27 protein-coding genes and 1 tRNA gene are annotated in these 25,228 nt (G+C 67.7%); 9 read left to right on the plus strand and 19 right to left on the minus strand.

Annotated features, from left to right (window positions below; genetic code table 11):
- The first annotated feature begins 273 nt into the window (after positions 1-273).
- Positions 274-2,088: a DUF885 domain-containing protein gene (locus VGD28_RS08380; RefSeq protein ID WP_331027883.1), complete on the plus strand. Its 1,815-nt coding sequence runs from the start codon at positions 274-276 to the stop codon at positions 2,086-2,088.
- A gap of 114 nt (positions 2,089-2,202) precedes the next feature.
- Here VGD28_RS08380 and VGD28_RS08385 read toward each other — a convergent pair whose 3' ends face one another.
- The 3 genes from VGD28_RS08385 to map form a co-directional block, all read right to left on the minus strand.
- Positions 2,203-3,327: an NAD(P)/FAD-dependent oxidoreductase gene (locus VGD28_RS08385; protein WP_414714480.1), complete on the minus strand. Its 1,125-nt coding sequence runs from the start codon at positions 3,325-3,327 to the stop codon at positions 2,203-2,205.
- A gap of 153 nt (positions 3,328-3,480) precedes the next feature.
- A complete protein-coding gene (locus VGD28_RS08390; RefSeq protein WP_331027884.1) occupies positions 3,481-3,663 on the minus strand; it encodes a hypothetical protein in 183 nt (60 codons plus the stop codon).
- The gene (map, locus tag VGD28_RS08395; protein ID WP_331027885.1) at positions 3,663-4,490 is read right to left on the minus strand and encodes a type I methionyl aminopeptidase; all 828 of its coding nucleotides are present in this window, start codon (positions 4,488-4,490) and stop codon (positions 3,663-3,665) included. The genes VGD28_RS08390 and map overlap by 1 nt, the downstream gene beginning before the upstream one ends.
- 63 nt (positions 4,491-4,553) lie before the next feature.
- On the opposite strand from map, the gene VGD28_RS08400 reads away from it, so the two are divergent.
- The 5 genes from VGD28_RS08400 (at position 4,554) to VGD28_RS08420 (ending at position 11,049) form a co-directional block, all read left to right on the plus strand.
- A complete protein-coding gene (locus tag VGD28_RS08400) occupies positions 4,554-5,309 on the plus strand; it encodes a competence/damage-inducible protein A (protein ID WP_331027886.1) in 756 nt (251 codons plus the stop codon).
- A 60-nt stretch (positions 5,310-5,369) separates the two neighbouring features.
- Positions 5,370-6,791 (plus strand): pitrilysin family protein, encoded by a 1,422-nt coding sequence (locus tag VGD28_RS08405; protein WP_331027887.1) that lies wholly within the window; start codon positions 5,370-5,372, stop codon positions 6,789-6,791.
- Positions 6,792-6,801: 10 nt separating this feature from the next.
- Positions 6,802-8,202, plus strand: coding sequence for a pitrilysin family protein (locus tag VGD28_RS08410; protein WP_331027888.1), 1,401 nt, complete (start codon positions 6,802-6,804; stop codon positions 8,200-8,202).
- Between the two features lie 147 nt (positions 8,203-8,349).
- Entirely contained in the window at positions 8,350-9,735 is a 1,386-nt protein-coding gene (locus tag VGD28_RS08415; RefSeq protein ID WP_331027889.1) for a hypothetical protein, read from the plus strand.
- Positions 9,736-9,909: 174 nt separating this feature from the next.
- Positions 9,910-11,049 (plus strand): hypothetical protein, encoded by a 1,140-nt coding sequence (locus tag VGD28_RS08420; protein WP_331027890.1) that lies wholly within the window; start codon positions 9,910-9,912, stop codon positions 11,047-11,049.
- Here the strand turns inward: VGD28_RS08420 and VGD28_RS08425 are convergent.
- From VGD28_RS08425 to rplK, 16 genes are all read right to left on the minus strand, one after another.
- On the minus strand, positions 11,046-11,444 hold the full coding sequence (locus VGD28_RS08425; RefSeq protein ID WP_331027891.1) for a hypothetical protein: 399 nt from the start codon (positions 11,442-11,444) through the stop codon (positions 11,046-11,048). The two genes, VGD28_RS08420 and VGD28_RS08425, sit on opposite strands and share 4 nt — an antisense overlap.
- A gap of 151 nt (positions 11,445-11,595) precedes the next feature.
- Positions 11,596-11,973, minus strand: coding sequence for a 50S ribosomal protein L7/L12 (gene rplL / locus VGD28_RS08430; RefSeq protein ID WP_331027892.1), 378 nt, complete (start codon positions 11,971-11,973; stop codon positions 11,596-11,598).
- Between the two features lie 119 nt (positions 11,974-12,092).
- Complete coding sequence (rplJ, locus tag VGD28_RS08435) at positions 12,093-12,608, minus strand: 50S ribosomal protein L10 (RefSeq protein WP_331027893.1); 516 nt, start codon at positions 12,606-12,608, stop codon at positions 12,093-12,095.
- A 299-nt stretch (positions 12,609-12,907) separates the two neighbouring features.
- On the minus strand, positions 12,908-13,399 hold the full coding sequence (locus VGD28_RS08440) for an OmpA family protein (RefSeq protein WP_331027933.1): 492 nt from the start codon (positions 13,397-13,399) through the stop codon (positions 12,908-12,910).
- 5 nt (positions 13,400-13,404) lie between these two features.
- On the minus strand, positions 13,405-14,622 hold the full coding sequence (locus VGD28_RS08445; RefSeq protein ID WP_331027894.1) for a diguanylate cyclase domain-containing protein: 1,218 nt from the start codon (positions 14,620-14,622) through the stop codon (positions 13,405-13,407).
- Positions 14,622-15,116 (minus strand): YfiR family protein, encoded by a 495-nt coding sequence (locus tag VGD28_RS08450; RefSeq protein ID WP_331027895.1) that lies wholly within the window; start codon positions 15,114-15,116, stop codon positions 14,622-14,624. The genes VGD28_RS08445 and VGD28_RS08450 overlap by 1 nt, the downstream gene beginning before the upstream one ends.
- A gap of 136 nt (positions 15,117-15,252) precedes the next feature.
- Positions 15,253-15,561, minus strand: a complete 309-nt coding sequence (locus VGD28_RS08455; RefSeq protein ID WP_331027896.1) for a hypothetical protein — start codon at positions 15,559-15,561, stop codon at positions 15,253-15,255.
- 22 nt (positions 15,562-15,583) lie between these two features.
- Positions 15,584-17,083 carry a L,D-transpeptidase family protein gene (locus VGD28_RS08460; RefSeq protein WP_331027897.1) on the minus strand — a complete coding sequence of 500 codons (1,500 nt, stop codon included), beginning with the start codon at positions 17,081-17,083 and terminating at the stop codon, positions 15,584-15,586.
- A gap of 77 nt (positions 17,084-17,160) precedes the next feature.
- Positions 17,161-17,481, minus strand: a complete 321-nt coding sequence (locus VGD28_RS08465; RefSeq protein WP_331027898.1) for a multidrug efflux SMR transporter — start codon at positions 17,479-17,481, stop codon at positions 17,161-17,163.
- Positions 17,482-17,746: 265 nt separating this feature from the next.
- On the minus strand, positions 17,747-18,568 hold the full coding sequence (locus VGD28_RS08470; protein WP_331027899.1) for a lysophospholipase: 822 nt from the start codon (positions 18,566-18,568) through the stop codon (positions 17,747-17,749).
- Between the two features lie 80 nt (positions 18,569-18,648).
- Positions 18,649-19,101 (minus strand): YaiI/YqxD family protein, encoded by a 453-nt coding sequence (locus tag VGD28_RS08475; protein WP_331027900.1) that lies wholly within the window; start codon positions 19,099-19,101, stop codon positions 18,649-18,651.
- Positions 19,098-20,807, minus strand: a complete 1,710-nt coding sequence (locus VGD28_RS08480; protein WP_331027901.1) for a DEAD/DEAH box helicase — start codon at positions 20,805-20,807, stop codon at positions 19,098-19,100. Before VGD28_RS08480 ends, VGD28_RS08475 begins: the two co-directional genes overlap by 4 nt.
- A gap of 95 nt (positions 20,808-20,902) precedes the next feature.
- The gene (locus VGD28_RS08485; RefSeq protein ID WP_331027902.1) at positions 20,903-21,523 is read right to left on the minus strand and encodes a glutathione S-transferase; all 621 of its coding nucleotides are present in this window, start codon (positions 21,521-21,523) and stop codon (positions 20,903-20,905) included.
- Positions 21,501-22,466: a rhodanese-related sulfurtransferase gene (locus tag VGD28_RS08490; protein ID WP_331027903.1), complete on the minus strand. Its 966-nt coding sequence runs from the start codon at positions 22,464-22,466 to the stop codon at positions 21,501-21,503. Before VGD28_RS08490 ends, VGD28_RS08485 begins: the two co-directional genes overlap by 23 nt.
- A gap of 58 nt (positions 22,467-22,524) precedes the next feature.
- On the minus strand, positions 22,525-23,223 hold the full coding sequence (rplA, locus tag VGD28_RS08495; RefSeq protein WP_331027904.1) for a 50S ribosomal protein L1: 699 nt from the start codon (positions 23,221-23,223) through the stop codon (positions 22,525-22,527).
- Positions 23,224-23,227: 4 nt separating this feature from the next.
- Positions 23,228-23,659, minus strand: coding sequence for a 50S ribosomal protein L11 (gene rplK / locus VGD28_RS08500; RefSeq protein ID WP_331027905.1), 432 nt, complete (start codon positions 23,657-23,659; stop codon positions 23,228-23,230).
- A gap of 260 nt (positions 23,660-23,919) precedes the next feature.
- Between rplK and VGD28_RS08505 the strand changes: the two genes are divergently transcribed.
- From VGD28_RS08505 to VGD28_RS08515, 3 genes are all read left to right on the plus strand, one after another.
- Positions 23,920-23,996, plus strand: a tRNA-Trp gene (locus tag VGD28_RS08505).
- Between the two features lie 24 nt (positions 23,997-24,020).
- The gene (locus VGD28_RS08510; RefSeq protein ID WP_331027906.1) at positions 24,021-24,593 is read left to right on the plus strand and encodes a YqaA family protein; all 573 of its coding nucleotides are present in this window, start codon (positions 24,021-24,023) and stop codon (positions 24,591-24,593) included.
- Positions 24,594-24,780: 187 nt separating this feature from the next.
- Positions 24,781-25,032: a hypothetical protein gene (locus VGD28_RS08515; protein ID WP_331027907.1), complete on the plus strand. Its 252-nt coding sequence runs from the start codon at positions 24,781-24,783 to the stop codon at positions 25,030-25,032.
- Positions 25,033-25,228: the final 196 nt, after the last annotated feature.

The raw sequence follows: 25,228 nt of genomic DNA on the forward strand, positions 1-25,228 counted from the left end.
CCGGCTTCGCTTGATTCCCGCGCCGATGCTTGGCGGAGGCACGGAAACGGATCAAGCGGAGACGCCCCTTGCCGCGCGGGTTGCACGAGGCGTGCCAGAATCCCGGTCGCGCCAGCCCCATGGGATTCTGCGGTGCGGCGCAGTTGGGGCGTTAACCGCTGCCTAACAATTGAGCAGTTGCCGCCGAATTCTGCGCGATTGCGGGGCAGCCTTGCCGGGCGAGATGGGCAGGTGTAGCGGTTGGCTATCACACCTGTCCGGGGATTTCCTCATATGCGTTACGTCCGCCTGATGCTCGCCGGCTTGCTTGCCGGCAGTGCCGTTCCTTCCGCTCCCGCGATCGCGCAACAGGCGCCCGCCGCCCAACCCGGCGAGAGCGCGGAGGACGCGAAGCTCAAGGCGCTGTTCCACGCCAGCGACGAGGCGCTGCTCAAGCGCCAGCCGCTGCAGGCGATCTTCCGCGGCGACCTGCGTTACGCCGGCCGCCTCGGCAATTACTATACGGACGCCTTCACCGCGGCGGAGAAGGCGGCGAGCGAGGCGGATCTCGCCGCGCTCAAGCGGATCGACCGGGCGAAGCTGAGCCGGGTCAATCAAATCGCCTATGACGTGTTCAGGGCCGATCAGGAGCGGGCGCTCAAGGGCTTCCGGCCGGAAATCCTGGGCGTGGCCAGATATCTGCCGATCGACCATTTCACCGGGTTCCAGACCTTCTACCCCGACTTCGCGTCGGGGCAGGGGGCGGCGCCGTTCAAGACGGTCGCGGACTATGACAACAACCTCAAGCGCAACGTCGAATATGCCGCCACCTATGATCGGGTCATCGGTCTGTTCCGCGAGGGCATGAAGCGCAAGATCGTTCAGCCCAAGCTGGTGGTGCGCAACATGATCGGCCAGTTCGACAAGCTGATCGCGCAGGGCGTGGAGGACTCGGTGTTCTACGCGCCGGTGAAGAAATTCCCCGAGGAGGTGAGCGAAGCCGATCAGGCGCGGCTGCGCGCGGCCTATGCGGCGCAGGTGAAGGACGTGCTGATCCCCGCGCACCGGAAGATGCGCGACTTCCTGGCGAACGAGTATCTTCCGGCCGCGCGCGATACGGTGGGGACATCGGCCCTGCCGGGCGGCGCGGCGGTGTACAATTACGCGATCGAGAGCAATACGACGCTGCCGCTGACCGCGGATTACGTCCACAATCTGGGCCTGTCCGAGGTCAAGCGCATCCTCGCCGAGATGGAAGCGCAGAAGAAGGCCGTCGGCTTCACCGGCACCTTGCCCGAATTCTTCACTTTCCTGCGCACCGACATGCGCTTCCAGCCCAAGAGCGCCGACGCACTGCGCGAAGGCTATGAGGCGATCGGCAAGCGGGTCGATGCGCGCGTGCGCGAGCAATTCTCGCTGATCCCCAGGACCCCGCTCGAGATCCGGCCAGTGCCCGATTATCGCGCCGAGGGTGACGCGGCGGGCAGCTATGTCCAGGGCACGCCCGACGGCTCACGGCCCGGCGTGTTCTTCTACAATACGCACGATCTGCCCGTGCGCTACACCTGGGGCATGGAGACGCTGTACCTGCACGAGGCGGTGCCGGGGCATCATTTCCAGATCAGCCTGGCGCAGGAGAACGACAAGCTCCCCGCCTTCATGCGCTTCGGCGGCAACACCGCGTTCGTCGAGGGCTGGGCGCTCTATGCCGAGACGCTGCACGATGAACTTGGTGTCGCGGTGGAGCCGTACCAGCGGATGGGCGGCCTGAGCGACGAGATGCTGCGCGCGATGCGGCTGGTGGTCGACAGCGGTCTCCACGCCAAGGGCTGGAGCCGCGAGCAGGCGATCGATTACATGCTCGCCAACTCGCCGATGCCGAAGACCGACGCGATCGCCGAGGTCGAGCGCTACATCGCGATGCCGGGGCAGGCGCTGGCCTACAAGGTCGGTCAGCTGACCATCCTCAAGGCGAAGGCCAAGGCCAAGGCGGCGCTGGGCGACAAGTTCGATCCGCGCGCCTTCCACGCCGTGGTGCTCGATACCGGTGCGCTGCCGATGCCGGTGCTGGAGAAGAAGGTCGACGACTGGATTGCGGCGCAGAAGTGATGCGCCATGCATTAAGTCTCTACCGTTCGCCCTGAGCTTGTCGAAGGGCTGCCTTCTTCGCCCGGATTGAAGAAGAACAGTGCTTCGACAAGCTCAGCACGAACGGGATGTCGACTAAATCGCCATCCCCGCCGCCCAGCCGCTCGCCCAGGCCCATTGGAAGTTGTAGCCGCCGAGCCAGCCGGTGACGTCCACGCCTTCGCCGATCGCATAGAGGCCGGGGACGTCGCGCGCTTCCATCGTCTGGGAGGACAGGCCTGCGGTGCTGATGCCCCCGATCGTGACCTCGGCCTTGGCGTATCCCTCGGTCCCGTTGGGGTGGAAGCGCCAGGCGGCGAGGCGGCGCTCGGCTTCGGCCAGCTTCCTGTCGGCGGTGTTGGCGAGCTCGGTATCGAGCGACAGCTGATCGGCGAGCGTGTCGGCCAGGCGGTTGGGCAGGGCGTCGCCGAGCAGCTTGCGTAGCGCCGTGCGGGGGTGGGCGCGCTTGGCTTCAAGCAGCCAGCCGCTGCCGCGCCAGGGCAGGAAATCGATCTCGACCGGATCGCCATGGCGCCAGTAGGAGCTGATCTGGAGGATCGCGGGGCCTGACAGGCCGCGATGCGTGAACAGCGCCGCCTCGCGGAACTTGGCCTTGCCCGCGCGCGCCTCGACTGGCGCGGCGACGCCGGAGAGATCGCGGAACAGCACCTCGTCCCCGCCCAGCGTCAGCGGGACGAGCGCGGGGCGCGGCTCGATCACCTTGAGGCCGAATTTGCGGGCGAGATCATAGGCGAAGCCGGTCGCGCCCATCCTGGGGATCGAGGGGCCGCCGGTGGCGATGACCAGGGCAGGGGCGGTGGCCTCACGTTCGCCGACCATCACTCGATACTGGCCATCGGCATGGCTGACGTCTCGGACCGCGTGGCCCAATGCGATCGCGACCCCGCCCGCCTCGCATTCGGCGAGCAGCATCGCGACGATCTGCTTCGCGCTGCCGTCGCAGAAGAGCTGGCCGAGCGTCTTCTCGTGCCAGGCGATGCCATGCCGGTCGACCAGGGCGATGAAGTCATGCTGGGTGTAGCGGCGCAGCGCCGACTTGGCGAAGTGCGGATTGGCGGACAGATAGCGGTCGGGCGCTATGCCGAGATTGGTGAAATTGCACCGCCCGCCGCCCGAGATCAGGATCTTCTTCCCTGGCCTGTCGGCATGATCGATCAGCAGGACGCGTCGGCCGCGCTGGCCGGCTGTGAGGGCGCACATCAGGCCTGCGGCGCCCGCGCCGAGAATGATGGCGTCGTAGTTGGAGGTCAGACTTCCCACCGTTCGCCCTGAGCCTGTCGAAGGGCTGTTCTTCTACGAGCCCGTTGAAGAAAGACAGTGCTTCGACAAGCTCAGCACGAACGGAGGTGGCAACTAACGCAGCTTCGCGATCGGCAGCCCATCGGCCTTGGCGCGGTCCTTGACCGATTCCTCGCTGCGGGTCAGCGCCTTGGCGATCGCCTTCAGCGCCATGCCCTTCTTGGCGAGCGTGTGCAGCTTCTGCACCTCGTCCGGCCGCCAGGGCTGGCGATGCCGCTCGAACTTGCCCTCTGCCATCAGAGGTAAGGCGGCTGGTGCAGGCCGCGCTGGCTCTGCGTGAAGATCTCGCACCCGTCTTCGGTAATGCCGATCGAATGCTCGAACTGCGCGGAGAGCGAGCGATCGCGCGTCACCGCGGTCCAGCCGTCGTCGAGCAGCTTCACGTCGGGACGGCCGATGTTGATCATCGGCTCGATCGTGAAGAACATGCCGGGGCGAAGCTCCGGGCCGGTGCCGGGGCGGCCGACATGGACCACCTCGGGCGCATCGTGGAAGACGCGGCCGAGGCCATGGCCGCAGAAGTCGCGGACCACGCCATAGCGGTGCTTCTCGGCATATTTCTGGATGGCATGGCCGATATCGCCCATCGTGTTGCCGGGCCTGGCCATCTCGATGCCGAGCATCAGGCACTCATAGGTGACATCGACCAGGCGCTTCGCCTTCAACGGCACATCGCCGACCAGGTACATGCGGCTGGTGTCGCCATGCCAGCCGTCGAGCAGCGGCGTCACGTCGATATTGACGATATCACCGTCCTTCAGCGTCTTCGGCCCCGGGATGCCGTGGCAGACGACATGGTTGATGCTGATGCAGCAGCTGTGCGTATAGCCGCGATAGCCGAGCGTCGCCGGCACCGCGCCGCCGTCGATCGTCATCTTGCGGACGATATCGTCCAGCTCCTGCGTGGTCACGCCGGGCACGACATGCGGCACCAGCGCGTCGAGGATCTCGGCGGCGAGGCGGCCGGCGGCGCGCATGCCGGCGAACCCGTCGGGGCCATAGAGCTTGATCGACCCGTCGCGGGCGAAATTGGTGTCGGCGGTTACGGCAACATATTCGGTCATCGGCGCGATATAGGCGAAACGCGCCCGCTTTGCGAGGGCACTGCGGCACGCTATGGCCGGGGCATGAGCGAGCGTATCTGGACCGCGGGGCTGGTGGTGATCGGGGACGAGATCCTCTCCGGACGCACGCAGGACAAGAATGTCGCGCAGATCGCGACCTGGCTCAATGTCCAGGGCATCCGGCTGGCCGAGGTGCGGATCGTGCCCGATGTGCAGGCGCGGATCGTCGATGCGGTGAACGCAATCCGCACCGGCTATGACTATTGCTTCACCACCGGCGGGATCGGGCCGACGCATGACGACATCACGGTCGATGCGATCGCCGCGGCGCTGGGCGTGCCGGTGGTGATCCATGAAGGCGCGCGCGCGATGATGGCGCGCTATTACGAGACGCGCGGCGGGCTGACCGAGGCGCGGTTGCGCATGGCGCGGGTGCCGCAAGGGGCGGAGCTGATTCCCAACCGCATGTCGGGGGCGCCGGGCATTCGCGTCGGCAACCTGTTCATCCTGGCGGGCGTGCCGCATATCACCGCCGGGATGCTCGATGCGCTGACCGGCACGCTGGAGGGCGGCCGGCCGGTGGTGAGCGCGACGATCGGCAGCTGGGCGGCGGAGAGCGAGATCGCCGATCTGCTCGGTGCGACGGAGAAGGCGTATGAGGGGGTCGCGATCGGCAGCTACCCATTTTTCCGCGACGGGCGGACCGGCGCCAATTTCGTGGTCCGCGCGACCGACGCCGCGCTGGTCGAAGCCTGTGCCGCCGAACTGGGCGCACAGCTTGCCGCGGCGGGGTACGAGGTGGTGCCCGGCGGCATCTAGCCCCTTTACGTGACGTGCTGTGCTGATATCGTAACACAGTCAGTCGTACAGGGGATCAACATGAAGATGAAACGATGGGTGGCGGCGCTTGCGCTCGCCGGGGCGGCGCTGCCGCTCGGGCTGGCGGCGACGCCCGCGGTTGCGCGCCAGGCGCCGCAGAAGCTGTCGGTCGACATGCAATATTACACGCTGCCCAACGGGCTGCGCGTGGTGCTGGCCAAGGACTCGATCTCGCCCACGGTGACGGTCGGCGTCTATTACGGCATCGGCTTCCGCATCGAACCGAAGGAGCGCACCGGCTTCGCGCACCTGTTCGAGCATCTGCTGTTCCAGGGATCGAAGAACGCGCCCAAGGGCGTGCATATCGGCACGATCAGCAACGCCGGCGGCATCCTCAACGGATCGACCCGCTATGACTTCACAAACTATTTCGAGGTGGTGCCCTCGAACGCGCTCGAACGGATGCTGTGGCTCGAGGCCGACCGCATGGCGAGCCCGGTGATCAACGACGAGGTGCTGAAGAACCAGCAGGGCGTCGTCGGCAACGAGGTCAAGGTCAACGTCCTCAATCAGCCCTATTCGACCTGGCCGTGGATCGACCTGCCGATGCTGGCCAACACCAATTGGTACAACAGCCACAATTTCTACGGCGAGCTGAAGGAGATCGAGGCAGCGACGGTGGCCGATGCCAGCCAGTTCCACGACGCCTTCTACAAGCCGTCCAACGCCGTGCTCGTCGTCGCCGGCGACATCGACTATGCGGCGACCAGGGCGATGGTGGAGAAGTATTTCGGCTGGATGCCGAAGACCGCGCCGGTCAAGCTGCCCGACATCAGCGAGCCGCGCCAGACGGCGGAGAAGTTCAAGAGCCGCGTCGACCGCCTCGCGCCCAAGCCGGGCTGGGCGGCGGGCTATCACGTTCCCGCGCGTGGCACGCCCGAATGGTATGCGATGGGCCTGATCGACCAGATTCTGGTCAAGGGGCAGGACAGCCGCCTCTACCGCAAGCTGGTGGCCGAGACCGGCATCGCCGGCGAGGTGGGCGGGGGCATCAACTTCCCGCTGGGCACGATGTTCAACTATCAGGGCCCGATGCTGTGGAGCTTCAACTTCACGCACGACGCCAATCGCAGCCGCGACGAGATCAAGACCGCGGTGGACGCGGTGATCGAGGATCTGCGCACCAAGCCGGTCTCCGTCGAGGAGCTGGCGCGCGCGCGGACCAAGATGCGCTCGTCGCTCTATTCGACGATCGACGGCACCGGGCGGATCGGCCTGATCGACCTGCTCGCGGTGTACGCGCTGTTCGACAATGATCCGAAGAAGGTGAACGGGATCGAGGACGGCTTCGCCAAGGTGACGCCGGCACTGATCCAGAAGACCGCGCAGGAATATCTGCGTCCCACCAACCGCTCGATCTACGTGATCGATCCCGGCGCGGCGCCCGCCGCTGCGCCTGCCAAGCCCGCGGGAGCCAAGTAAGATGCGCCGCATGATCGCAAGCCTGATGGCTGCCACGCTGCTCGCCGCCCCGGTCGCGGCGCAGGAGCTTCCCACCACTCCGCCGCCGATCCCGGCGCCCAAGGCGTTTACGGTTCCGGCGTCGGAGACCTTCGCGCTCGCCAACGGGATGAAGGTGACGCTGGTCCCCTATGGCGTCGCGCCCAAGGTGGTGGTGTCGCTCCAGACCTATGCCGGCTCCGTCAACGAAGGCGAGAACACTTGGCTGGCGCTGCTCGCAGTGGACATGCTCAAGGAAGGCGCGGCCGGGATGACCGCTGCGCAGATCGCGCAGAAAGCGGCCGATATGGGCGGCGGACTCGCCACCAATGCGAGCCTCGAAAGCTCGTCGGTGACGCTCAACGTGCTGTCGGAGCGCGCCGCGGATGCGATCGCGCTGGTTGCGGACGTCGCGCAGCGGCCGAGCTATCCCGATAGCGAACTCGCGCGGGTCAAGGCCAACTGGAACCGCCGCCTCGCGGTGGCGCTGAGCCAGCCGGGCACGCTCGCCAATGCGGCGATCACGCGCGCCTATTACGGCCCGGACCATCCCTATGGCCGGGTGCTGCCGACGCCGCAGCAGTTCGGCGCCTATACCACCGCGCAGCTCAAGGCGTGGCACGCCGCGAACTTCGGGGCCAAGCGCTCGCACCTTTATATCGCCGGCAAGTTCGATGCGGCGGCGGTGAAGGGGGCGGTGGAGAAGGCGTTCGGCGGCTGGGCCGCGGGGCCGGAGCGGCTGTCGCTGCCGCCGAGCCCGAAGCCGGGGCCGCAGGTGCTGCTGGTCGACCGGCCGGGCGCGCCGCAGTCGACCTTCAGCATCGCCTATCCCGCGCCGCGTGCGGGTACGGCGGAGGATATCCCGATGCGCGTCTCCAACGCCCTGCTGGGCGGGGCGTTCAGCTCGCGCATCACGCGCAACATCCGTGAGGCGAAGGGCTATACCTATTCGCCGGGCTCGAGCCTCGCCTTCTACCCCTCCAACGCGGTGTGGACGTTCAACGCCGACGTGACCACCGCAGTGACAGGGCCGGCGCTCAAGGAAGTGTTCCACGAGATCCGCACGCTTCAGGCGGCCGCGCCGGGCGACGAGGAAGCGGCGGGGATGCGCCAGTATATGGCGGGCCTGTTCGTGATCCAGAACTCGACCCCGGGCGCGCTGGTCGGGTCACTGGCGACGCGCGACTCGCTCGGGCTGCCGCGCGACTGGATGGACAAATATGTCCCGGCCACGCTCGCGGTGACCCCGGCGCAGATCAGTGCCGCAGCGAAGAACCTGCCACTCGACAAGTTGACGCTGGTCGTTGTGGGAGACTTGAAGGTCGTTACGCCGCAGCTTCAGGAACTTCCCGAGTTGAAGGGTATCGAGTTCAAGACCGTGACCGTTCCCTGAACGAATATTCAGGAAGCGGCCTGAAATGAAACGGGGGCGCTACGACACCGCTCCCGTTTTTCATTTGGGCGATGGCAGTCAACGGTTCGCCGCAATTGTGAGCCGGTGACGCGGCGAATCGCGGGTTCCATTCATTGAACCCCCGTTATGACCCAACACACCAACCCTGTGCGCCATGCGCACCGCCGGGCGATCGCCGTGCTTCTCGCGGCTGCCGCCCTTCCCGCAACTGCGCTGGCGCAGGAGGTGGTGACGCCGCCGCCCGTGCTGGTGCCCAGCCAGCAGGCACCCGCACCAGCTCCTGCGCCTGCGCCTGCGCCTGCTCCGGCAGCGCAGACGCAACCGGGCGAATCGCGGACCCGGATCGCGCCGGGCGTCGCCGAAGCGGCCGAGGCGGAGGCGCGCGAACGCGCTGCCACTGCCCGCGCCGAACGAGCCGAAACGCGTCAGCAACCGCGCGCCGCCCGGCCCGCGCCACGTGCTGAAGCGCCCGCGCGTCCCGCTGCTGCGCCCGCACCGGAGCCGGCCCCTGTGACCGCGCCTGAGCCAGCCGCACCTGTCGCGGCTGCGCCGCAGACTTCGCCGACCGCGGAAGTCGCCCCGCCGCCAGTGGAAACGGCGCCGCCTGCCGAGACCGCGATCGCGCCTGAACCGGCTACCGAGTCGGGCAACGGCACGATGTGGCTGATCCTCGCCGCGGTGGGTCTCGCCGCCGCCGCGATTGCCGCCTTCCTGCTGCTTCGCCGCCGCCCTGAGGACGAGGTGTATGAGGAATATGCGGCCGTGCCGGTCGCGGTCCAGGCCGAACCGGTGAAGCCGGTCGTGGCGCCGCAGCCGCGCGCCGGCGACCCGATCGCCGCAGCGCCGATCTTCGTGGCGCCGCGCCCCGAACCGGAGATCGCGCGCCCCGAAGCCCCGCTGCCCGCCGGCGCGAATAGCGAGGAGCCGCAGCCCGCACTCGAGAATGCAGAGCTGGTTGCGCCCGATGCCGAGGATATCAGCGCCGTGCTGGGCGGGGCGAAGCCGCAGGGCGCGCGCCCCAAGCTCGAGTTGGCGATGCGCCCGACTCGCGCCGGGATGAGCCGTCGCGGCGCGATGGTCGAATTCGAGCTGACCGTCGCCAATGCAGGCGGCGTGCCAGCCGAGGATGTCCGCATCGGCGCATTCATGCTGGGCGAGAGCGCGGCCGCATCGACCGAGATCGAACGATTGCTGATGCATCCGCCGGTCGAGCAGGTCGTGCCGGCCGAGCGGATCGATCCGGGCGATGGCACGCGACTCAACGCGGCCGTGACGCTGCCGCGCGAGCTGGTCGATGCCGCGGTGCACGAGGGGGGCGACGGCTTCACCCCGGTGCTGGTGGCGGATGCCCGCTATCGCCTGCCCGATGGGAGCGAGGGGCGCACGGCCGCCGCATTCACCATCGGCCGCATCAATGGCGGCGAGCATCTGGTGCCGATCGCGCTGCATGACGATCCGGCGATGTATGCCGATGTCGAGGCGCGGCTCCACAGCGTGCCTGCCAAGGTCTGACGCGGCGCGGAAGCGGCCACAACATGGCCCGTCCCATCGCCCGTACGCGGTGGGACGGGCCTGTTTTGCGTCGGGCTGCACGCATTTTTTGGTGCCCCGGTTCAGGCGCAACATGCTAACGCGCGGCGCGTGACTGCGTTTTCCCTTCGCGCGACAGGCGCGCTGCTATCCTATATGCTTCTTGCCGCTCCTGCCGCTGCGCAGGACCGCCCGGCGCCGACCGTCATCACCCCGCCGGTCGGTGATTTCAACCTCCCGCCCTCGGGCCAGACGCCCACGCCCGCCCCGACGCCGACACCCACCCCGACGCCTGCCGCAGTGCCGATCGTCCAGCCGATCCCGATCCCCACGCCGACACCGTCGGCGGTCGCCACGCCGTCCCCGCGGAGCGTCCGGACGCCCACCGCCGTACCGAGTCCCACCGCAACCGCTGCGGCGCCGATCGCAGGTGCGACCCCGCCGCCAGGCGCCTCGCCGCTGCCCCTGCCTTCGGGCATCCCTGCGCCCTCGCAGGCGGTGCCCGAAGCCGCCGCGACACCGACGCCGAATGCGGGGGAGGGGCCTCCCGTCTGGCTCTGGCCCGTGCTGGGGGGCGTGCTGCTTCTCGCCGGGGGCGCTGCCGCATTCGCGCTTCGCCGCCGCCGCCGCGCCGAGGCGGAGGAAGAGGCATTCGAGCCCGAAGCGATTGCAGTCGCGCCGCCCACGCCCGGTCCGCCGCCGCTCGCGCGCAAGGCGCCGCCTGCAACGCCTGCCCGGCCCGCCCCTCCGGCGGCCCCGGCCGCACCCGTGGCGCCTGTCTCGCCGCCGGTCGCGCCACCCGATGGGCCGCTGGTGACGGAGATACGCCCGATGCGCGCGGCCATCCGCGATGGAATGGTCACGCTGGATCTGGAGCTGTTCATCCAGAATCGCGGGGCCGAGCCTGCGGACAATATTCGCGCGGTGCTCGCCTTGCTGGGTGCCAATGCGGAGCAGGATGCGCAGATCGCCAGCTTCCACGGCGCCGCGCGGATCGCGGCGGGATCGGAGCCGTTCAGCGTCGCGCCCGGCACGGTTCATGTGGTGAACGCGCAGGTCAGCCTGCCCGGCGATCAGATGAAGGTCGTGACCGTGCAGGGCAAGCCGATGTTCGTGCCGATCGTGCCGGTGTCGCTCAAATGGTATGCAGGCCTCAGCATCCGCACGCTGCGCGATGCCTTCATGGTCGGCACCGCGCCGGCGGCGGGCAGCGACCGGCTGGGGCCGCTTTGGGTCGAGCGGGCGGGCGAGGGCTTCGGGCGGCTGGCAGCGAAGCGTTACGTGCCGAAAGCCTAGCGCGCGAGGAGCAAGGCGCCGAGCACGACCACTAGCGCCATGCCGACCAGCAACAGCCACAGCGCCGCCGACAGCGTGCTGAGACCGCGCCAGATCTGAGTCTGGTCGATCAACGGGCTGTCCGGTGTGATTGTCTGGGGATCGATCCCGGTCACGTCGGTCAGCGCCCGCACGAAGCGGCGCCACGTCTCCGGATCGCTCGCCTGCTCGGGTGGAAGCTGCACCAGCAGTGAGCGGAACACGTCGCCCGCCGTGTGCCATTGCGGCGCGTCGGCATAGTCGAGCGTTACCCTGAACTCGGCCTCAACTTCGTCGATAGCGGCGATTTCGTCTCCATCCCCACCCAGTCCGACGCTGGCGGGTGACAGGGCTGGATCGGTTACGGCGCTCGTCATTGGCCTGTTGCCTAGGCTGGGCGCACCGTCACGCCAACAGAAAAGGGCGGCCCGTTGCCGGACCGCCCCATTCACTAGCAAGCTAACGCCTGCCGCACGAGATCCCGGCCTTCGCCGGGGATGAGTCCTGTGCGCCTTGCGGCGCTCGGCCTCACTTGATCTCGACGGTCGCGCCGGCTTCCTCGAGCTGCTTCTTGAGCTTCTCGGCCTCGTCCTTCGACACGCCTTCCTTGACGGCCTTCGGCGCGCCCTCGACCAGGGCCTTCGCCTCGGTCAGGCCAAGGTTGGTGATCGCGCGGACTTCCTTGATGACGTTGATCTTCTTGCCACCGTCGCCGGTGAGGATCACGTCGAACTCGGTCTTCTCTTCCGCGGCCGGAGCAGCGGCGCCGGCGCCGCCAGCAGCGGCAACGGCGACAGGGGCGGCGGCGGTGACGCCCCACTTCTCTTCGAGGAGCTTCGAGAGCTCAGCGGCTTCGAGGACGGTCAGCTCCGAGAGAGCGTCGACGAGCTTGTTCAGGTCAGCCATTTGATATTCCCTTCGTTTCTCAGTTCGTCATCCCAGCGAAAGCTGGGATCTCCTGTCTCTTGAGACCCCCAGCTTTCGCTGGGGTGACGGTGTGGTTGTGTGTCGAAAGAACGCCGCACTCAGGCGGCTTCCTTCTCCGCATATGCCTTGAACACGCGGGCGAGCTGCGCCGCCGGTGCCTGGGTAACGGCTGCGAGCTTCGACGCCGGGGCCTGAAGCAGGCCGACGATCTTGCCGCGCAGTTCGTCGAGCGAAGGCAGCGATGCGAGCGCCTTCACGCCTTCCGCGTCGAGCAGCTGGCTTCCCATCGCGCCGCCGACGATCTCGATCTTGTCGTTCGTCTTGGCGAACTCGGCGACCACCTTGGCGGCGGCGACCGGGTCGGTCGAAGTGGAAAGCGCCGTCGGACCCACGAGCAGGTCCGCGAGCACCGAATAGTCGGTGCCCTCGATCGCGATCTTGGCAAGGCGGTTCTTCGCGACCTTGTAGCTCGCACCGGCTTCGCGCGCCTTGTTGCGGAGGTCCGTCGACTGCTTGACGGTCATCCCGAGGTTGCGGGTGACGACCACCACGGCGACCTCGTTGAAGGTGCGGTTCAGCTCGGCAACGGCTTCGGTCTTCTGAGCACGATCCATGCCGGTCTCCTCAAAATAACCCCAACCAGATGGTTGGAGCCGGTTACGCCGAGGGAAGAGCGGATGCCCAACCCCCACGTCCGAGGGGCATGATCGTCAGGGCACGGATAGCTCCGGCTGGCTGACCCGGACTCCATCGCACGGAAGGACCCGGTAAAATCTCTGTCCCCGTCTTGGCGGGAAATTAAGACCGGCAAACCCGGCCACCCACTGTCTCGGACGGTACGCAGGGCCGGACGGACCGGCCAAGCGAAGGCGCGCCAATAGCGGCTGGCGCGTGAAAGTCAACTCTGGCCGGATCAGGGCGCGGTGATCAGGATGACGACACGGCGGTTCTCGCGGCGGCCTTCGACGGTGGCGTTGCTTTCGACCGGGAAGCGATCGCCCAGGCCGGTCGTCGTGACATCGCCATGCGCAAAGCCGCTCGAGGTCAGGACCTCAGCCACTGCTGCCGCGCGGCGCTCCGAGAGTCGCTGGTTGTGCTCGGCGCCGCCTGAGCCGTCGGCATGCCCCTCGACCGCGGCGTGGCGGATGCCGACGCCGAGCAGCCGGCCGGAAATGCGGCGGATCGACGCAGCCTGCTCGGGAAGCACCACGCTCTCGTCGGTCGCGAACAGCAGGCGGTCGTTGATGCTGAACTCCCAGCCGCGATCGGTCTCGGCGAAGCCTTCGGAGACGAAGACCGCGCGCTGGGCGCGGGTCCAGGGCGACTTGTCCTTCGACATCTGGCAGCCGCTCAGGAAGAGCGCGGCGAGCGCGAGGGGCAGGGCGGTACGCACGAACGACGACATCACGATCAAACTCCCTGTTGCCGGGCGCGAAGATTCCCCTTGGCGGCATACATCGCCGCATCCGCCCGATTGATGAGCGTGGCCAGATCCTGGCCATCCCCCGGATAGATCGCACCGCCGATGCTCAGCGTCATCCTCACCGCCTCCCCCGAAGGCAGGCGGACGGGCTCGGCCATGCGCGCGGTGATCTCGCTGGTCACGCGCTCGGCGGCATCGGAGCCGCTCGGCGCGGCGAGCAGGATCGCGAACTCGTCGCCGCCCAGCCGCGCCGCGACGTCGCGCGCGCGCAGGCAGCTGCGGATGCGCGCCGCGGTCTCGATCAGGACGCGGTCACCTGCGGCATGGCCGTGCCGATCGTTGATCGGCTTGAAGCTGTCGGCATCGGCATAGAGCAGTACGAAGCTCGCCTCGCCCGCGCGCGCCTCGGCCATCATCTCCGCGGCGCGGCGCTCGAAATGGGCGCGGTTGGGCAGTCCGGTGAGCGCATCGTGGCTCGCCCGGTGGCTCAGCGTCTCGTTCTCGCGGCGCATGTGCTGGCGCCAATCGGCCAGCTCGGTGATCAACGCGTTGAAATCGGTGCGCAGCGCCTCGACCTCGCGGATCGCCGCCGACGGCACGCGCGCGTCGAGCGTTTCGTCGCGGCGGAAGCTGTGCGCGGCAGCGGCGATCGCATCGAGCGGCTCGACGATATCGGCGCGCAGCCGCCGTGAAAGCAGCCATGCGGCGAGCCCGGTCAGGATCAGGCAGACCAGCGTGCCGAGGATTCCGTCGCGGATATAGGTTGCGACCGCGCTGCCCTCGCCCTGCACGCGCACCGTGCCGATGCGGGTGCCGAGGTGCATGACCGGCTCCTCGACCGGCGCCGCGAAGAACAGCCGGTCGGCGATCCACCGCGCGAGCGAATTGTCCTCGCCTTCCCGCTCGACCGTGGCGAGCACGGTGCCGTCCGGCTTGAGCAGGGCGATTCCGGCCACGCCGCGCTCAAGCAGCGGTGCGATGCTTTGCCGCGCGGCGACCGGATCGTCGAACACGATCGAGGGCGCGGCGGTGTAGCCGGCCGAACGGCCGATCAGATGCAGGTTCTGCCCGGCATAGGCGCCGATCGCGGCGAACCCGGCGAGCAGCACGGTAAGGCCCGTCAATCCCACCGCGAACAGCGTGACGCGCAGGTGCATCCGCGCCAGCACGCGGCGCAGCGAAGGGAGGCGGGCGGCGTCGCTCATCACGCGCCTCGTTCCGGCAGGGCGATCCGCAGCACGCGCGGGTCGATCCGCACCGCGCTGCGCGACACCGCATCGATGCTGAGCTGAAAGCCGACGCGGTCCGGCAGCACGCGCATGCAGAAGATCGTCCCGCCGCGGCAGCTGGGATCCGCCTCGGCGATCGAGAGCACCGGCTGGTCGCGGATCGATCGCAGCATGCGCTGGCGGTCCGCGTCCGCCATGGTGCCGAAATACAGCACGTCGCAACCCTCGGTCGCGCCGCCCGGCGCCACGGTCTGCGTGAAGATCTGCCGACCGGCATTCTGGCCGATGCGGCCAAAGCCCTTGGTATAGGCCGTGGCGCCGCTGACGCAGAGCCGGACCACGGCGCGCGGCTGCGGCCAGCGCGTGTAGCTGATCATGCCGCCCACGGTGCGGGCGACGACCGCATCATGCTGCCCCGGCGGAACGCGCGTTTCGGCGATCAGCCCGTTTGAACCGATCGATGCACTCACGCTCAGCACAACGAGCGCCACCGTCAACGTCACGTCAATTCCCCCGAGCGGACCTCGTCTCCGCTCCTACCGATTGCCGTGACGCTAGCGTATCAGATGCCGGTTGGCCAGATTGCGTTAACCAGAACGGGCAGCATCATTCGGCGGGGGCGGTCTCGTTCCCGCCCTGATCGCGCGGCAGGCGTGCGGTCATGCCCACGGCATCGGCATCATCCTGCACCTGCTCTTCGCTGGTCAGATCGTCCTCGACGATCGGGGCAGGGGTCGGCGAGGGGGTGGGAGTCGGCTCGGGCTCGACGACATTCTGCACCGGCGCCTCGTCGATCACCTCGACCTCGTTGTCCGTCGTGTTCACCGGCGCGTCGGGCGCGTCCGAACCGCCCGAGCAGGCTGCGAGCGCGGTGGCGGCGAGCAGGGTGGTAAGGAGGGGCAGGCGGCGGGTCATTCGTTTCTCCGTATCCGTAGGTTCAGCGAGCGGCAAGCGCCTGGGCGGCGGAGCGCTTCTCGATCTTGGTTGCGAGCGTCTTGTCCCAGCCATAGGGGTCGCCGCGGAAGTTCATCGTGCCGCTGCTGCTGGCATAGGCGGTCCAGTAGAGCAGGTAGACCGCGACCTGGTTGGGCAGCGCGGCGCGCACCGTTTCGCCCTTCTCCAGCGCGCCGTCGATCGCTTCGGGCGTCCATTGCGTGCTGCCCTCCAGCAGCAGCCGCGCGAGATCGGCCGGGCGCTCGAGCCGGATGCAGCCGTGCGAGGCAAGCCGGTCGTAGCGCGAGAAGGTGCCCTTGGTCGGCGTGTCGTGCAGATACACGGCGAACGGGTTGTTGAAGTCGAACTTGTACTTGCCGAGCGCGGACTGCGCCGGTTGCTGCTGCAGCCGGCGGTTGGCGCCGGTGCCGATCACCTTGAACCCGTTGCGCGCCAGATACGCCGCACCCTTGGGGAACAGCTCGCGCTGGGCGATGCCGGCGGGGACGTTCCATGGCGGGTTGAGCACCACCGAATGGATGCTCGACTGGAGCATCGGCGTCTCGCCGCCGCCGGGCTTGCCGGTCACGCCGCGCATCGACATCACCGGGCGGTCGCCCTCGAACACCGCGACCTGCGCGGCGGCGATGTTCACCTGGATGCGGTCGACCGGCATCTCCTTGGGCATCCAGCGCCAACGCTCCATGTTCGCCATGATCTGGCGGATGCGGCTGGAGACGGGGACGTTGAGCGCGGCCAGCGTGCCGGTGGAGACGGTGCCGGTGGGGGCAAGGCCGTAGCGGCGCTGGGCGCGGACCACGGCTTCCTTGAGCGCGGCGTCGAACTTGTCGCCGCTTCCCGCGACCTCGCCGTCCTCGACCGCGAGCCGCGCGCGCAGCGCTGCGACGCGCGCGCCGCTCGATCCGGCGGACAGGTCGGGGCCGGCCGGAATGGTGCCCCAGCCCCCGGCGGTCTCGATCCGGCGGTAGCGGGCGAGGCCCTTGCGCAGGTTGTCATAGCCTTCGTACTGCGGCGTCAGCCCGGCGAACCATTGCGGAATACGGTTGTCGGACACCGCCTTCGCAAACCCCGGCAGCGGATCCCAGGCGGCGGGGCGCAGCGCCCAGTCCTCCTGGAAATCGGCGGTGTCGAGCCGGCCGATATGGATCGCGCGGGCATAGTCGAGCGCGGCGCGAACGAGGCCGGTATCGTCGGCAGGCAGCACCTCGGCCTCGGCGGTCGAATAGCGCAGGCCCTGCGCGATCCGGCCCTGCACGATCAGGCGGCGCACCTGCTGCGCCTGCTCCGGATTGAGCGTGGGCAGCGGGATCTGAACCGGCGCGATCTGCACCGGCGCCGGCTGCGGCGCGGTCTGCGAGGGCGCGGGGATGGTGGTCGTCGCGGGCGGCGGCGCGCTCACCTGCTGCGCGACCGCAGGCGCGCCGAGGGCAAGGCCAAACAAGGGCAGCGCCGCAACACCATGCGACCGCGATCGTCCGAACATCAAGAGCATATCCCTTTCACCGAAGCCCAATGATAAAGGCCGCGCGCGTGAAAGTCACCCACCCCCGGCCCCGATGCTCAAGCCGGAGAGAAGGCTTTTGTTCCCGCGACTCCGATAACAATCAGCGCCATGAATCCCGCCTGCACCGGCGACACCCGGTCGCCGAACAGCATGATCCCCATCAGGATCACGCCGACCGCGCCGAGTCCCGTCCAGATCGCATAGGCGGTGCCCGCCGGCAGGTCGCGCATCGCCAGACCAAGCAGCGCCATGTTGATGAAGCTGAGCGTCACCGGAACGAGCGATGCGTGCCAGCTGGATGCGCCTGCGGCCCATTTGAGGCTCAGCGCCCAGATGATTTCGGTAACGACGGCAACGCCGAGAATGACCCACGCCATAAGACTTCCAGTCTGTCGCGGGCTCGAAACATCATGCGCAGGCCGGAAACCCGAAAGAGGCGGCGCATGGAGCCGGTCGAGGGCGACCAGCGGGACGCGGCGCATTTGGCCGTGCCGCATCCTCCAGTCAATGGCGCAAGGCTGCGGAGTTAAACCCCTCCCCTTCAGGGGAGGGGTTGGGGTGGGGCCTTTCCTCTTGGCGCCCGGTCTCGGTGAGACTGAGACGCCCCACCCCCTACCCCTCCCCTGAAGGGGAGGGGCTTTCTTAGACCCGCGCGTCGATCCAGCCCCGGATATCGGCCAGCACCTCCTCCTTGCCGGTGTCAGCGAGCAGGTCGTGGAAATGGCCTTCGTAGAGCTTGATCGTCTTGTCCGCCGATCCGGCATTGTCGAAGAACATCTGGCTGCCCGCGGGCAAGGTGGCGTGATCCTCGGTCCCGTGGATGATGAGCACCGGGAGGGTGATGTTGGGGAACGAGACCTCCAGCACCTTGTCCGCCTTCCACATCTCGCCGACCGTCTTGGCGGGCTGGTTCTCCTCATGGATCAGCGGATCGGCATTCATCATCGCCACCCAGGCCGGATCGCGCGAAAAATCCGCATTCTTGAGCTTGAGCACCTTGAGCCGCGGGAACGGCCCACTGAGCCATTGCAGCAGGTTGAGCATCAGTCGCGGCGCGGGCACGCGGAAGGCGAAGCTGTGGCAGATCAGCCCCTTGAGCTCGCTCTGGTTCCGCAGCGCATAGCTGGTGGCGATCACGCCGCCCGCGCTGTGACCGATCAGGAAGACCGGCAGGCCGGGATGCTCGCTGCGCGCCCGGTCGAATGCGAGCTGGAGGTCCGAAAGATATTTGTCGAAATCATCGACGTAGAAGCGCTCGCCGTCCGACTTGCCGCGCCCGCGCAGATCGACCGCGTAGCAGGCATAGCCTGCGGCATTGAGCTGCTCTGCCGCCCAGCTCAGATGCCCGCCATGCGCGTTGAAACCGTGCTGGAGCACGACCACGCCCTTGGGCGTGCCGCTCGCGGGCCAGCTGTGCAGGTTGATGCTGGTGCCATCGGGGTGAGTGATCCGCTCTTCGGTCATGCGCGCCTCCCGGGGAAAGGAGAGCGGAAGCTATCACGCACCCGTAACGAGCGCGAATGCATTATGAGTATGCGCTGGTTTCACCGCGCGAGCCGCACCAGCGCCTCGTCGAGCGCGGAGAGAAAGCGCGAGCGGTCTTCCTTGCGGAACGGCGGCGGTCCGCCGATCTGGTCGCCGCCCGCGCGCAGGTCCGCCATGATCGCTCGGGTCGCTATCGCCGCGCCGATCGAGCTGGTGGTGAAGGGCTTGCCGGAGGGCGAGAGCACGGTCGCCCCGGCCTTGAGGCAGCGGTCGGCGAGCAGGATGTCGGCGGTCACTACCACCGCTTTCGGCCCGGCCTGATCGGCGATCCAGTCGTCCGCGGCGTCGAACCCGTCCGACACCACTTCACGCGCGATCAGCGGGTGGTCGGGGATGCGGATGAAGGCGTTGGCGACGATCGTCACCGGCACCTCGCGCCGCCACGCGACCTTGTACACCTCGTCCTTCACCGGACAGGCATCGGCATCGACCAGGATGCGTAGTGCGCTCACTTCTTAGGCGGCTTGCCGCGATGCGCTTTAGCCGGGCGGGCGCGATGAACCGGCCGGTCGTGGTTGCGCGGCTTGTGGTGGCGCGGCTGATGGTCGCCGCGCGTCCCCGGCGGGGGCGGGCCGTCGGCGAGCTGGATCAGCACCCCGTCCTCGTCCTGCGCGGCGGTCCTGGCGACTTCCTTGGCGAAGCGATCGGCGAGCTTGCGCGGGATCTGGAAGCGGGTCTCTCCAGCGCCGATGCGGATCGCGCCGATCTCGGACTTGGTGATGTGCCCGCGGCGGCAGATCAGCGGCAGGATCCAGCGCGGATCGGCATTCTGGCGGCGGCCGATGTTCATGCTGAACCACACGATATCCTCGAAGCCCGGGCGATGGACCGGCGCGCCGCGTTCGGCGGGCGCGCGGTCGATCAGTTCCTCGGGCGCGGGCATCGACGCGCGGTGCGCCTGCACCAGCGCGGCGGCGATCTCGAGCGGGGACTTCTCCGCCAGCAGCGCCTCGGCGATCTCGCGATCATCGTCCTCGATCTCGACCGGCGCGGTGAGCTTGGTCATCAGCCGCTCGCGATCCTTGGCGCGGATATCCTCGACGCCCGGCACCGGCAGCCATTCCGCCGCGATCTTCGCCTGCTTTAGCGTCATCTCGACGCGGCGGCGGCGCGGATAGGGGACGATGAGGACGGCGGTGCCCTTCTTGCCCGCGCGGCCGGTGCGGCCTGATCGGTGCTGAAGCGTCTCGGCGTCGCGCGGCAGCTCGACATGGATGACCAGCGTCACGGTGGGCAGGTCGATGCCGCGCGCGGCGACGTCGGTCGCAACGCAGACGCGCGCACGGCGATCGCGCAGCGCTTGAAGCGCGGCGTTGCGCTCGTTCTGGCTGTGCTCGCCCGACAGCGCCACCGCTGCGAACCCGCGCTCGGTCAGGCCGGCATGGAGGTGGCGGACATTGTCGCGCGTCGCGCAGAACAGGATCGCGGTCTCCGCCTCGTGGAAGCGCAGCAGGTTGATCACCGCATGCTCGATATCGGCGGGCGCGACGGCGATCGCCTGATAGCTGATGTCGCCATGCCCGCGATCCTCGCCCACGGTCGAGATGCGGTGCGCGTCACGCTGATAGCGGCGGGCGAGCGCGACGATCGGCTTGGGCATGGTGGCGGAGAAGAGGAGCGTGCGGCGCTCGGCCGGGGTCGCGTCGAGCAGCGCCTCCAATTCCTCGCGGAAACCCATGTCGAGCATCTCGTCGGCTTCGTCGAGCACTGCGACGCGGGCTTCGCTGAGGTCGAGCGCGCCACGCTCGACATGGTCGCGCAACCGGCCGGGCGTGCCGACCACGATATGCGCGCCATAGGAAAGGTTGCGGCGCTCGCGCGCGGCATCCATCCCGCCGACGCAGGTGACGACGCGCGCCCGCGCCGAAGCGTAGAGCCAGCCCAGCTCCTTGGCGACCTGAAGCGCCAGCTCGCGCGTCGGTGCGATGACGAGCGCAAGCGGCAGGCCAGGGGCGGGCAGCGCGCCGTCCTCGATCAGTTCGTCGGCCATGGCGAGGCCGAAGGCGACGGTCTTGCCTGAACCGGTCTGCGCTGAGACGAGCAGGTCGCGGCCCTTGGCCTCGTCTTGCGTGACGGCGGCCTGGACGGGGGTGAGGGCCGTATAGCCACGCGCGGCGAGCGCCTCGGCGAGGCTGGTGGGGAGATTTGGAAAGGACATATGCCTCGAGATTTGGGACGCGCGGGCAACGGGCACGGCGCGATGAAGTGGCGGCCCATAGCGGAAATGACCGCGGTTGGCGAGGGGCGGCGATTCTAGGCGGAGCCGCGCCACTGCGGACGCTTCGCCATTGCCTCTGCGAATAGCGGCGAAGCGAGCATCGTCGCGAGCCAGCGCTGCACCGACGGCAGCGGCTGCGCATCGAACCAGCCGCGGTCGGTCGCGGCGAACTGGCGGACGAACGGCATGATCGCCGCGTCGGTCAGGCTGCGCGCATCGCCGCAAAGAAATGCCCGTTTCGCCAGCCTCTGCTCGAGGCCGGCGAGGATCTGAACCGCCTGTGCGCGGTGATCGACGGCATCGGCCGGATAGCGATCCGCATATTTGTAGCGGTCGAGATGGAATTTGAAGCTGCTGTCGTTGATCCCGATCAGCTCGGCATCGTCGCCGTCCAGCCAATGTTCCGGATCGTTCCGGCGCAGCGCCCAGCGCATGATGTCCAGGCTCTCCTCGATCACTGGCCCGTCGCAGAGCACCAGCACGGGCACGGTGCCCTTGGGCGATGCCGCCACCATCTCGAGCGGCTTCTCGCGCAGCTTCACCTCGCGGACCTCGCAAGCGGTGTCGCTGACCAGCAATGCCATCCGCGCCCGCATCGCATAGGGGCAGCGGCGGAAGCTGTAGAGAATGGGTTCAGTCAGGGTGGTGCCTGCCATGGATCGCGCCGACATGCGTCTCGCCCCGTGCTTCCGCGAGCATCGCCTGGCGATGGCGTTCGGCATAGCGTGCGCGTTGCTCGTCGGTGCGCTCGGCGTGGCAGGCCGGACAGCTGACGCCCGCGACGAACAGCGGCGAGCTGCGCTGCTCGGGCGTCACCGGCATGCGGCAGGCGCGGCAAAGCTGGTTGTCGCCCGGCACAAGCGCATGTCCGACCGAGACGCGCTCGTCGAACACGAAGCACTCGCCCTCCCACCGGCTCTGCTCGACAGGAACGGCCTCGAGATAGGCGAGGATGCCGCCCTTGAGGTGGTAGACCTCGTCCAGCCCTTCGCTTTTGAGGAAGGCAGTGGATTTCTCGCAGCGGATGCCGCCGGTGCAAAACATCGCGACCTTCGGTTTCGTTCCACCGCTCAGCAACGCGTCACGATGTTCGCGAAACCAGTCGGGAAAATCGCGGAAGGTGCGGGTTCGCGGATCGATCGCGCCCGCGAAGCTGCCCAGCGCCACCTCATAGTCGTTGCGCGTGTCGATGACGATCGTGTCGGGCCGGTCGATCAGGGCGTTCCAGTCTTCCGGCGCGACATAATGGCCGGTGTCGAGCGGATCGATGTCCGGCTGGCCCATCGTCACGATCTCGCGCTTGATCCGCACCTTCATGCGGTGGAACGGCATCGCGGGTGCACGGGACTCCTTGATTTCGATCGCAGTGCAGCCGGGCAGCGTGCGGATATGGGCGAGCAGCTGGTCGATGCCCTCATCGGCACCGGCGACCGTGCCGTTGATCCCTTCAGGCGCCAGCAACAACGTGCCTTTGACGCCGTGCGCGCGGCAAACCTGCTCCAGCGGGCCCTTGATCGCTACAGGATCGGCAAAGGTCGTGAACCGGTACAGCGCGACGACGCGGATCGGATGGGCATCTTGAGTCACGCCGGGCTCCATAAACGGAAAGGGGCCGGTGTTGCCACCGACCCCTTGCCTTGTTCGGTCCTGCCGAAGATCAGACCGCCGAAACCTCGGCGACGTCGATCTTCACGCCCGGACCCATCGAGGACGAGACCGCGACCTTGCGCAGATACTTGCCCTTGGCGCCGGCAGGCTTGGCCTTGACCACCGCATCGACCAGCGCGTCGAAGTTCGCGCGCAGATCCTCGGCCGGGAACGAGGCCTTGCCGATGCCCGAATGGATGATGCCGGCCTTCTCGACGCGATACTCGACCTGACCGCCCTTGGCGGCCTTGACCGCTTCGGCGACGTTCATGGTGACGGTGCCGAGCTTCGGGTTCGGCATCAGGCCCTTGGGGCCCAGCACCTTGCCGAGGCGGCCGACCAGGCCCATCATGTCCGGGGTCGCGATGCAGCGGTCGAACTCGATCTTGCCGCCCTGCACGATCTCGAGCAGGTCCTCGGCGCCGACCACGTCCGCGCCGGCTTCCTTGGCCTCGTCAGCCTTGGCGCCCTTGGCGAACACGCCGACGCGCACGGTCTTGCCGGTGCCCTTGGGCAGCGTCACCACGCCGCGGACCATCTGGTCGGCGTGTCGCGGATCGACGCCCAGGTTCAGCGCGACTTCGATCGTCTCGTCGAACTTGGCGATGGCGTTGGTCTTCGCGAGCGCAATCGCCTCGTCGATGCCGTACAGCTTCTCGCGGTCGACCGCGGTCGCCATGGCCTTCGCCTTCTTCGTCAGCTTTGCCATGTGATCAGCCCTCCACCACTTCGAGGCCCATCGAGCGGGCGCTGCCTTCAAGGATGCGCGTCGCGGCGTCGATGTCGTTCGCGTTCAGATCCTTCATCTTGGTCTCGGCGATGGCCGAAAGCGCGCTGCGCTTGATCGTGCCGGCCTTCACCTTGCCCGGCTCCTTCGAGCCCGACTTGAGGTTCGCCGCCTTCTTGATGAGGAAGGTCGCCGGGGGCTGCTTCGTCTCGAACGAGAAGCTGCGGTCGGCATAGACGGTGATGATGGTGGGGAGGGGGGTGCCCTTCTCCTGGCCATCGGTCGCCGCGTTGAACGCCTTGCAGAATTCCATGATGTTGACGCCGCGCTGACCCAGAGCAGGGCCGATCGGCGGCGACGGGTTGGCGGCGCCCGCGGGCACCTGGAGCTTGATATAGCCCGTGATCTTCTTAGCCATGTTTCACTCTCTAGCTGGCCGGGTCGCCCCGGCCGGTTCAAGTTTAGCGGTACTGGCGCCCCGGATTGCTCCGCGGCTCCCGCAAGTTCCAATGCTGTCGCTATGGAAGGCGGCGCGCATAGCGCCACCGCGCCTCTAAAGCAAGCACCGTCGATTGTTGGATACATGTTGGAGTCGAGCTGGCATGAAAGGACCGCGGCGATTCGCTCGCACGGCCCCTTGCCTTCCCGCCGATCAAACTTTAGGGGCGGGGGCCGCACAGGGGTGTAGCTCAGCTGGTTAGAGCGTCGGTCTCCAAAACCGAAGGCCCTCGGTTCGAATCCGAGCTCCCCTGCCATCTCCTCAGCCAAGGTCTCCCCGCATGTTCCGCGCGCTGTACGACTGGACGCTGAGGCTTGCCGGCCATCGCCACGCCGAGCGCTATCTCGCGACCGTGTCGTTCGCCGAATCGAGCTTCTTCCCGATTCCGCCCGACGTGATGCTGGTGCCGATGGTGCTGGCGCGGCGCGACCAGGCCTACCGCATCGCGACGATCTGCACGATCGCCTCGGTGCTGGGCGGCCTGCTGGGCTATGCGATCGGTTATTTCCTCACCAGCTTCGCGCACCAGGTGCTCGAATTCTTCCGCCACGGCGCGTTCGAGGATTTCACCGCCGCCTATCAGAAATACGGCGCGGCGCTGATTCTCGTGAAGGGGCTTACGCCGATCCCGTTCAAGCTGGTGACCATCGCCAGCGGCCTTTCGCACTATCCGCTGGGCATCTTCATTCTGCTCTGCACCATCACCCGCGGCGCGCGATTCTTCCTCGTCGCGTTCCTGCTCAAGAAATATGGCGAGCCGGTGCAGAAGGTGATCGAGGAACGGCTGAACCTGATCGGCTGGATCGTGCTCGCGGCACTGATTGGCGGGTTCGCGCTGGTGGCGCTGCTCTGACGATTACTGCCGGGACGTCTCGCATTTCGATCCGTTGCTTCGTTCTTCCTGCTCATTGGGAGAAATATGAATAATTCTTTACAGTCTCGTGCTTTATTCGGGACGAACGGAAATTATTGCGCTTGCGAAATCTTGGAAAGCCCCGTATCGGCGGGGGGCCTTTGCGCAAAACCGAAGGGGAAGTAACGTGTTCAAGAAGATTGCCCTTGCCGTGGCGGCTTCGACGATGGCGCTGAGCGGTGTCGCTCACGCTTCGGCGGCCCAGTCGCTCAGCCTCAAGAATGTGCCGGCTCGCTCGGCGACCAACGTTTCGGAATCGAACGCGCAGGCTGAAGGCATCAGCCCGCTGTTCATCGTCGGCGGCATCATCGCCGTGGTCGCGATTCTGGAAGTGACCGGCGCGATCAACATCTTCGGTGACGATTCGGACAGCAACTAAGCGCTGTTCGATCTTCACGGTCGAGGAAAATGGCGGCTCCGGCCGCCATTTTTTTGCCCGTAGCGCCGCTGGCCGGCGATCGGTTCGCCTCACACGGCGCGCCGCCCGTCCTGTTTCCCGCGGCCGGGCCGGAACCCCCATGCCGCCGGCCGGTTGAGCCAGCGCCCGTCCGAACGCGACCGAATGGCCGCGCTCG

The organism is Sphingomonas sp., from assembly GCF_036402235.1.
Classification (GTDB): Bacteria; Pseudomonadota; Alphaproteobacteria; order Sphingomonadales; family Sphingomonadaceae; genus Sphingomonas.

Excerpts from the sequence above, each read along its gene's own strand:
- VGD28_RS08420 (WP_331027890.1), top strand. The coding sequence starts at position 9,910 with ATGCTTCTTGCCGCTCCTGCCGCTGCGCAGGACCGCCCGGCGCCGACC.
- rplK (WP_331027905.1), bottom strand. The coding sequence starts at position 23,659 with ATGGCTAAGAAGATCACGGGCTATATCAAGCTCCAGGTGCCCGCGGGC.
- VGD28_RS08440 (WP_331027933.1), bottom strand. The coding sequence starts at position 13,399 with ATGTCGTCGTTCGTGCGTACCGCCCTGCCCCTCGCGCTCGCCGCGCTC.
- VGD28_RS08510 (WP_331027906.1), top strand. The coding sequence starts at position 24,021 with ATGTTCCGCGCGCTGTACGACTGGACGCTGAGGCTTGCCGGCCATCGC.
- VGD28_RS08470 (WP_331027899.1), bottom strand. The coding sequence starts at position 18,568 with ATGACCGAAGAGCGGATCACTCACCCCGATGGCACCAGCATCAACCTG.
- VGD28_RS08485 (WP_331027902.1), bottom strand. The coding sequence starts at position 21,523 with ATGGCAGGCACCACCCTGACTGAACCCATTCTCTACAGCTTCCGCCGC.
- rplA (WP_331027904.1), bottom strand. The coding sequence starts at position 23,223 with ATGGCAAAGCTGACGAAGAAGGCGAAGGCCATGGCGACCGCGGTCGAC.
- VGD28_RS08405 (WP_331027887.1), top strand. The coding sequence starts at position 5,370 with ATGAAGATGAAACGATGGGTGGCGGCGCTTGCGCTCGCCGGGGCGGCG.
- VGD28_RS08455 (WP_331027896.1), bottom strand. The coding sequence starts at position 15,561 with ATGACCCGCCGCCTGCCCCTCCTTACCACCCTGCTCGCCGCCACCGCG.
- VGD28_RS08385 (WP_414714480.1), bottom strand. The coding sequence starts at position 3,327 with ATGTGCGCCCTCACAGCCGGCCAGCGCGGCCGACGCGTCCTGCTGATC.
- VGD28_RS08465 (WP_331027898.1), bottom strand. The coding sequence starts at position 17,481 with ATGGCGTGGGTCATTCTCGGCGTTGCCGTCGTTACCGAAATCATCTGG.
- VGD28_RS08415 (WP_331027889.1), top strand. The coding sequence starts at position 8,350 with ATGACCCAACACACCAACCCTGTGCGCCATGCGCACCGCCGGGCGATC.
- rplL (WP_331027892.1), bottom strand. The coding sequence starts at position 11,973 with ATGGCTGACCTGAACAAGCTCGTCGACGCTCTCTCGGAGCTGACCGTC.
- VGD28_RS08380 (WP_331027883.1), top strand. The coding sequence starts at position 274 with ATGCGTTACGTCCGCCTGATGCTCGCCGGCTTGCTTGCCGGCAGTGCC.
- VGD28_RS08410 (WP_331027888.1), top strand. The coding sequence starts at position 6,802 with ATGATCGCAAGCCTGATGGCTGCCACGCTGCTCGCCGCCCCGGTCGCG.
- rplJ (WP_331027893.1), bottom strand. The coding sequence starts at position 12,608 with ATGGATCGTGCTCAGAAGACCGAAGCCGTTGCCGAGCTGAACCGCACC.
- VGD28_RS08490 (WP_331027903.1), bottom strand. The coding sequence starts at position 22,466 with ATGGAGCCCGGCGTGACTCAAGATGCCCATCCGATCCGCGTCGTCGCG.
- VGD28_RS08460 (WP_331027897.1), bottom strand. The coding sequence starts at position 17,083 with ATGTTCGGACGATCGCGGTCGCATGGTGTTGCGGCGCTGCCCTTGTTT.
- VGD28_RS08480 (WP_331027901.1), bottom strand. The coding sequence starts at position 20,807 with ATGTCCTTTCCAAATCTCCCCACCAGCCTCGCCGAGGCGCTCGCCGCG.
- VGD28_RS08390 (WP_331027884.1), bottom strand. The coding sequence starts at position 3,663 with ATGGCAGAGGGCAAGTTCGAGCGGCATCGCCAGCCCTGGCGGCCGGAC.
- VGD28_RS08425 (WP_331027891.1), bottom strand. The coding sequence starts at position 11,444 with ATGACGAGCGCCGTAACCGATCCAGCCCTGTCACCCGCCAGCGTCGGA.
- map (WP_331027885.1), bottom strand. The coding sequence starts at position 4,490 with ATGACCGAATATGTTGCCGTAACCGCCGACACCAATTTCGCCCGCGAC.
- VGD28_RS08445 (WP_331027894.1), bottom strand. The coding sequence starts at position 14,622 with ATGAGCGACGCCGCCCGCCTCCCTTCGCTGCGCCGCGTGCTGGCGCGG.
- VGD28_RS08400 (WP_331027886.1), top strand. The coding sequence starts at position 4,554 with ATGAGCGAGCGTATCTGGACCGCGGGGCTGGTGGTGATCGGGGACGAG.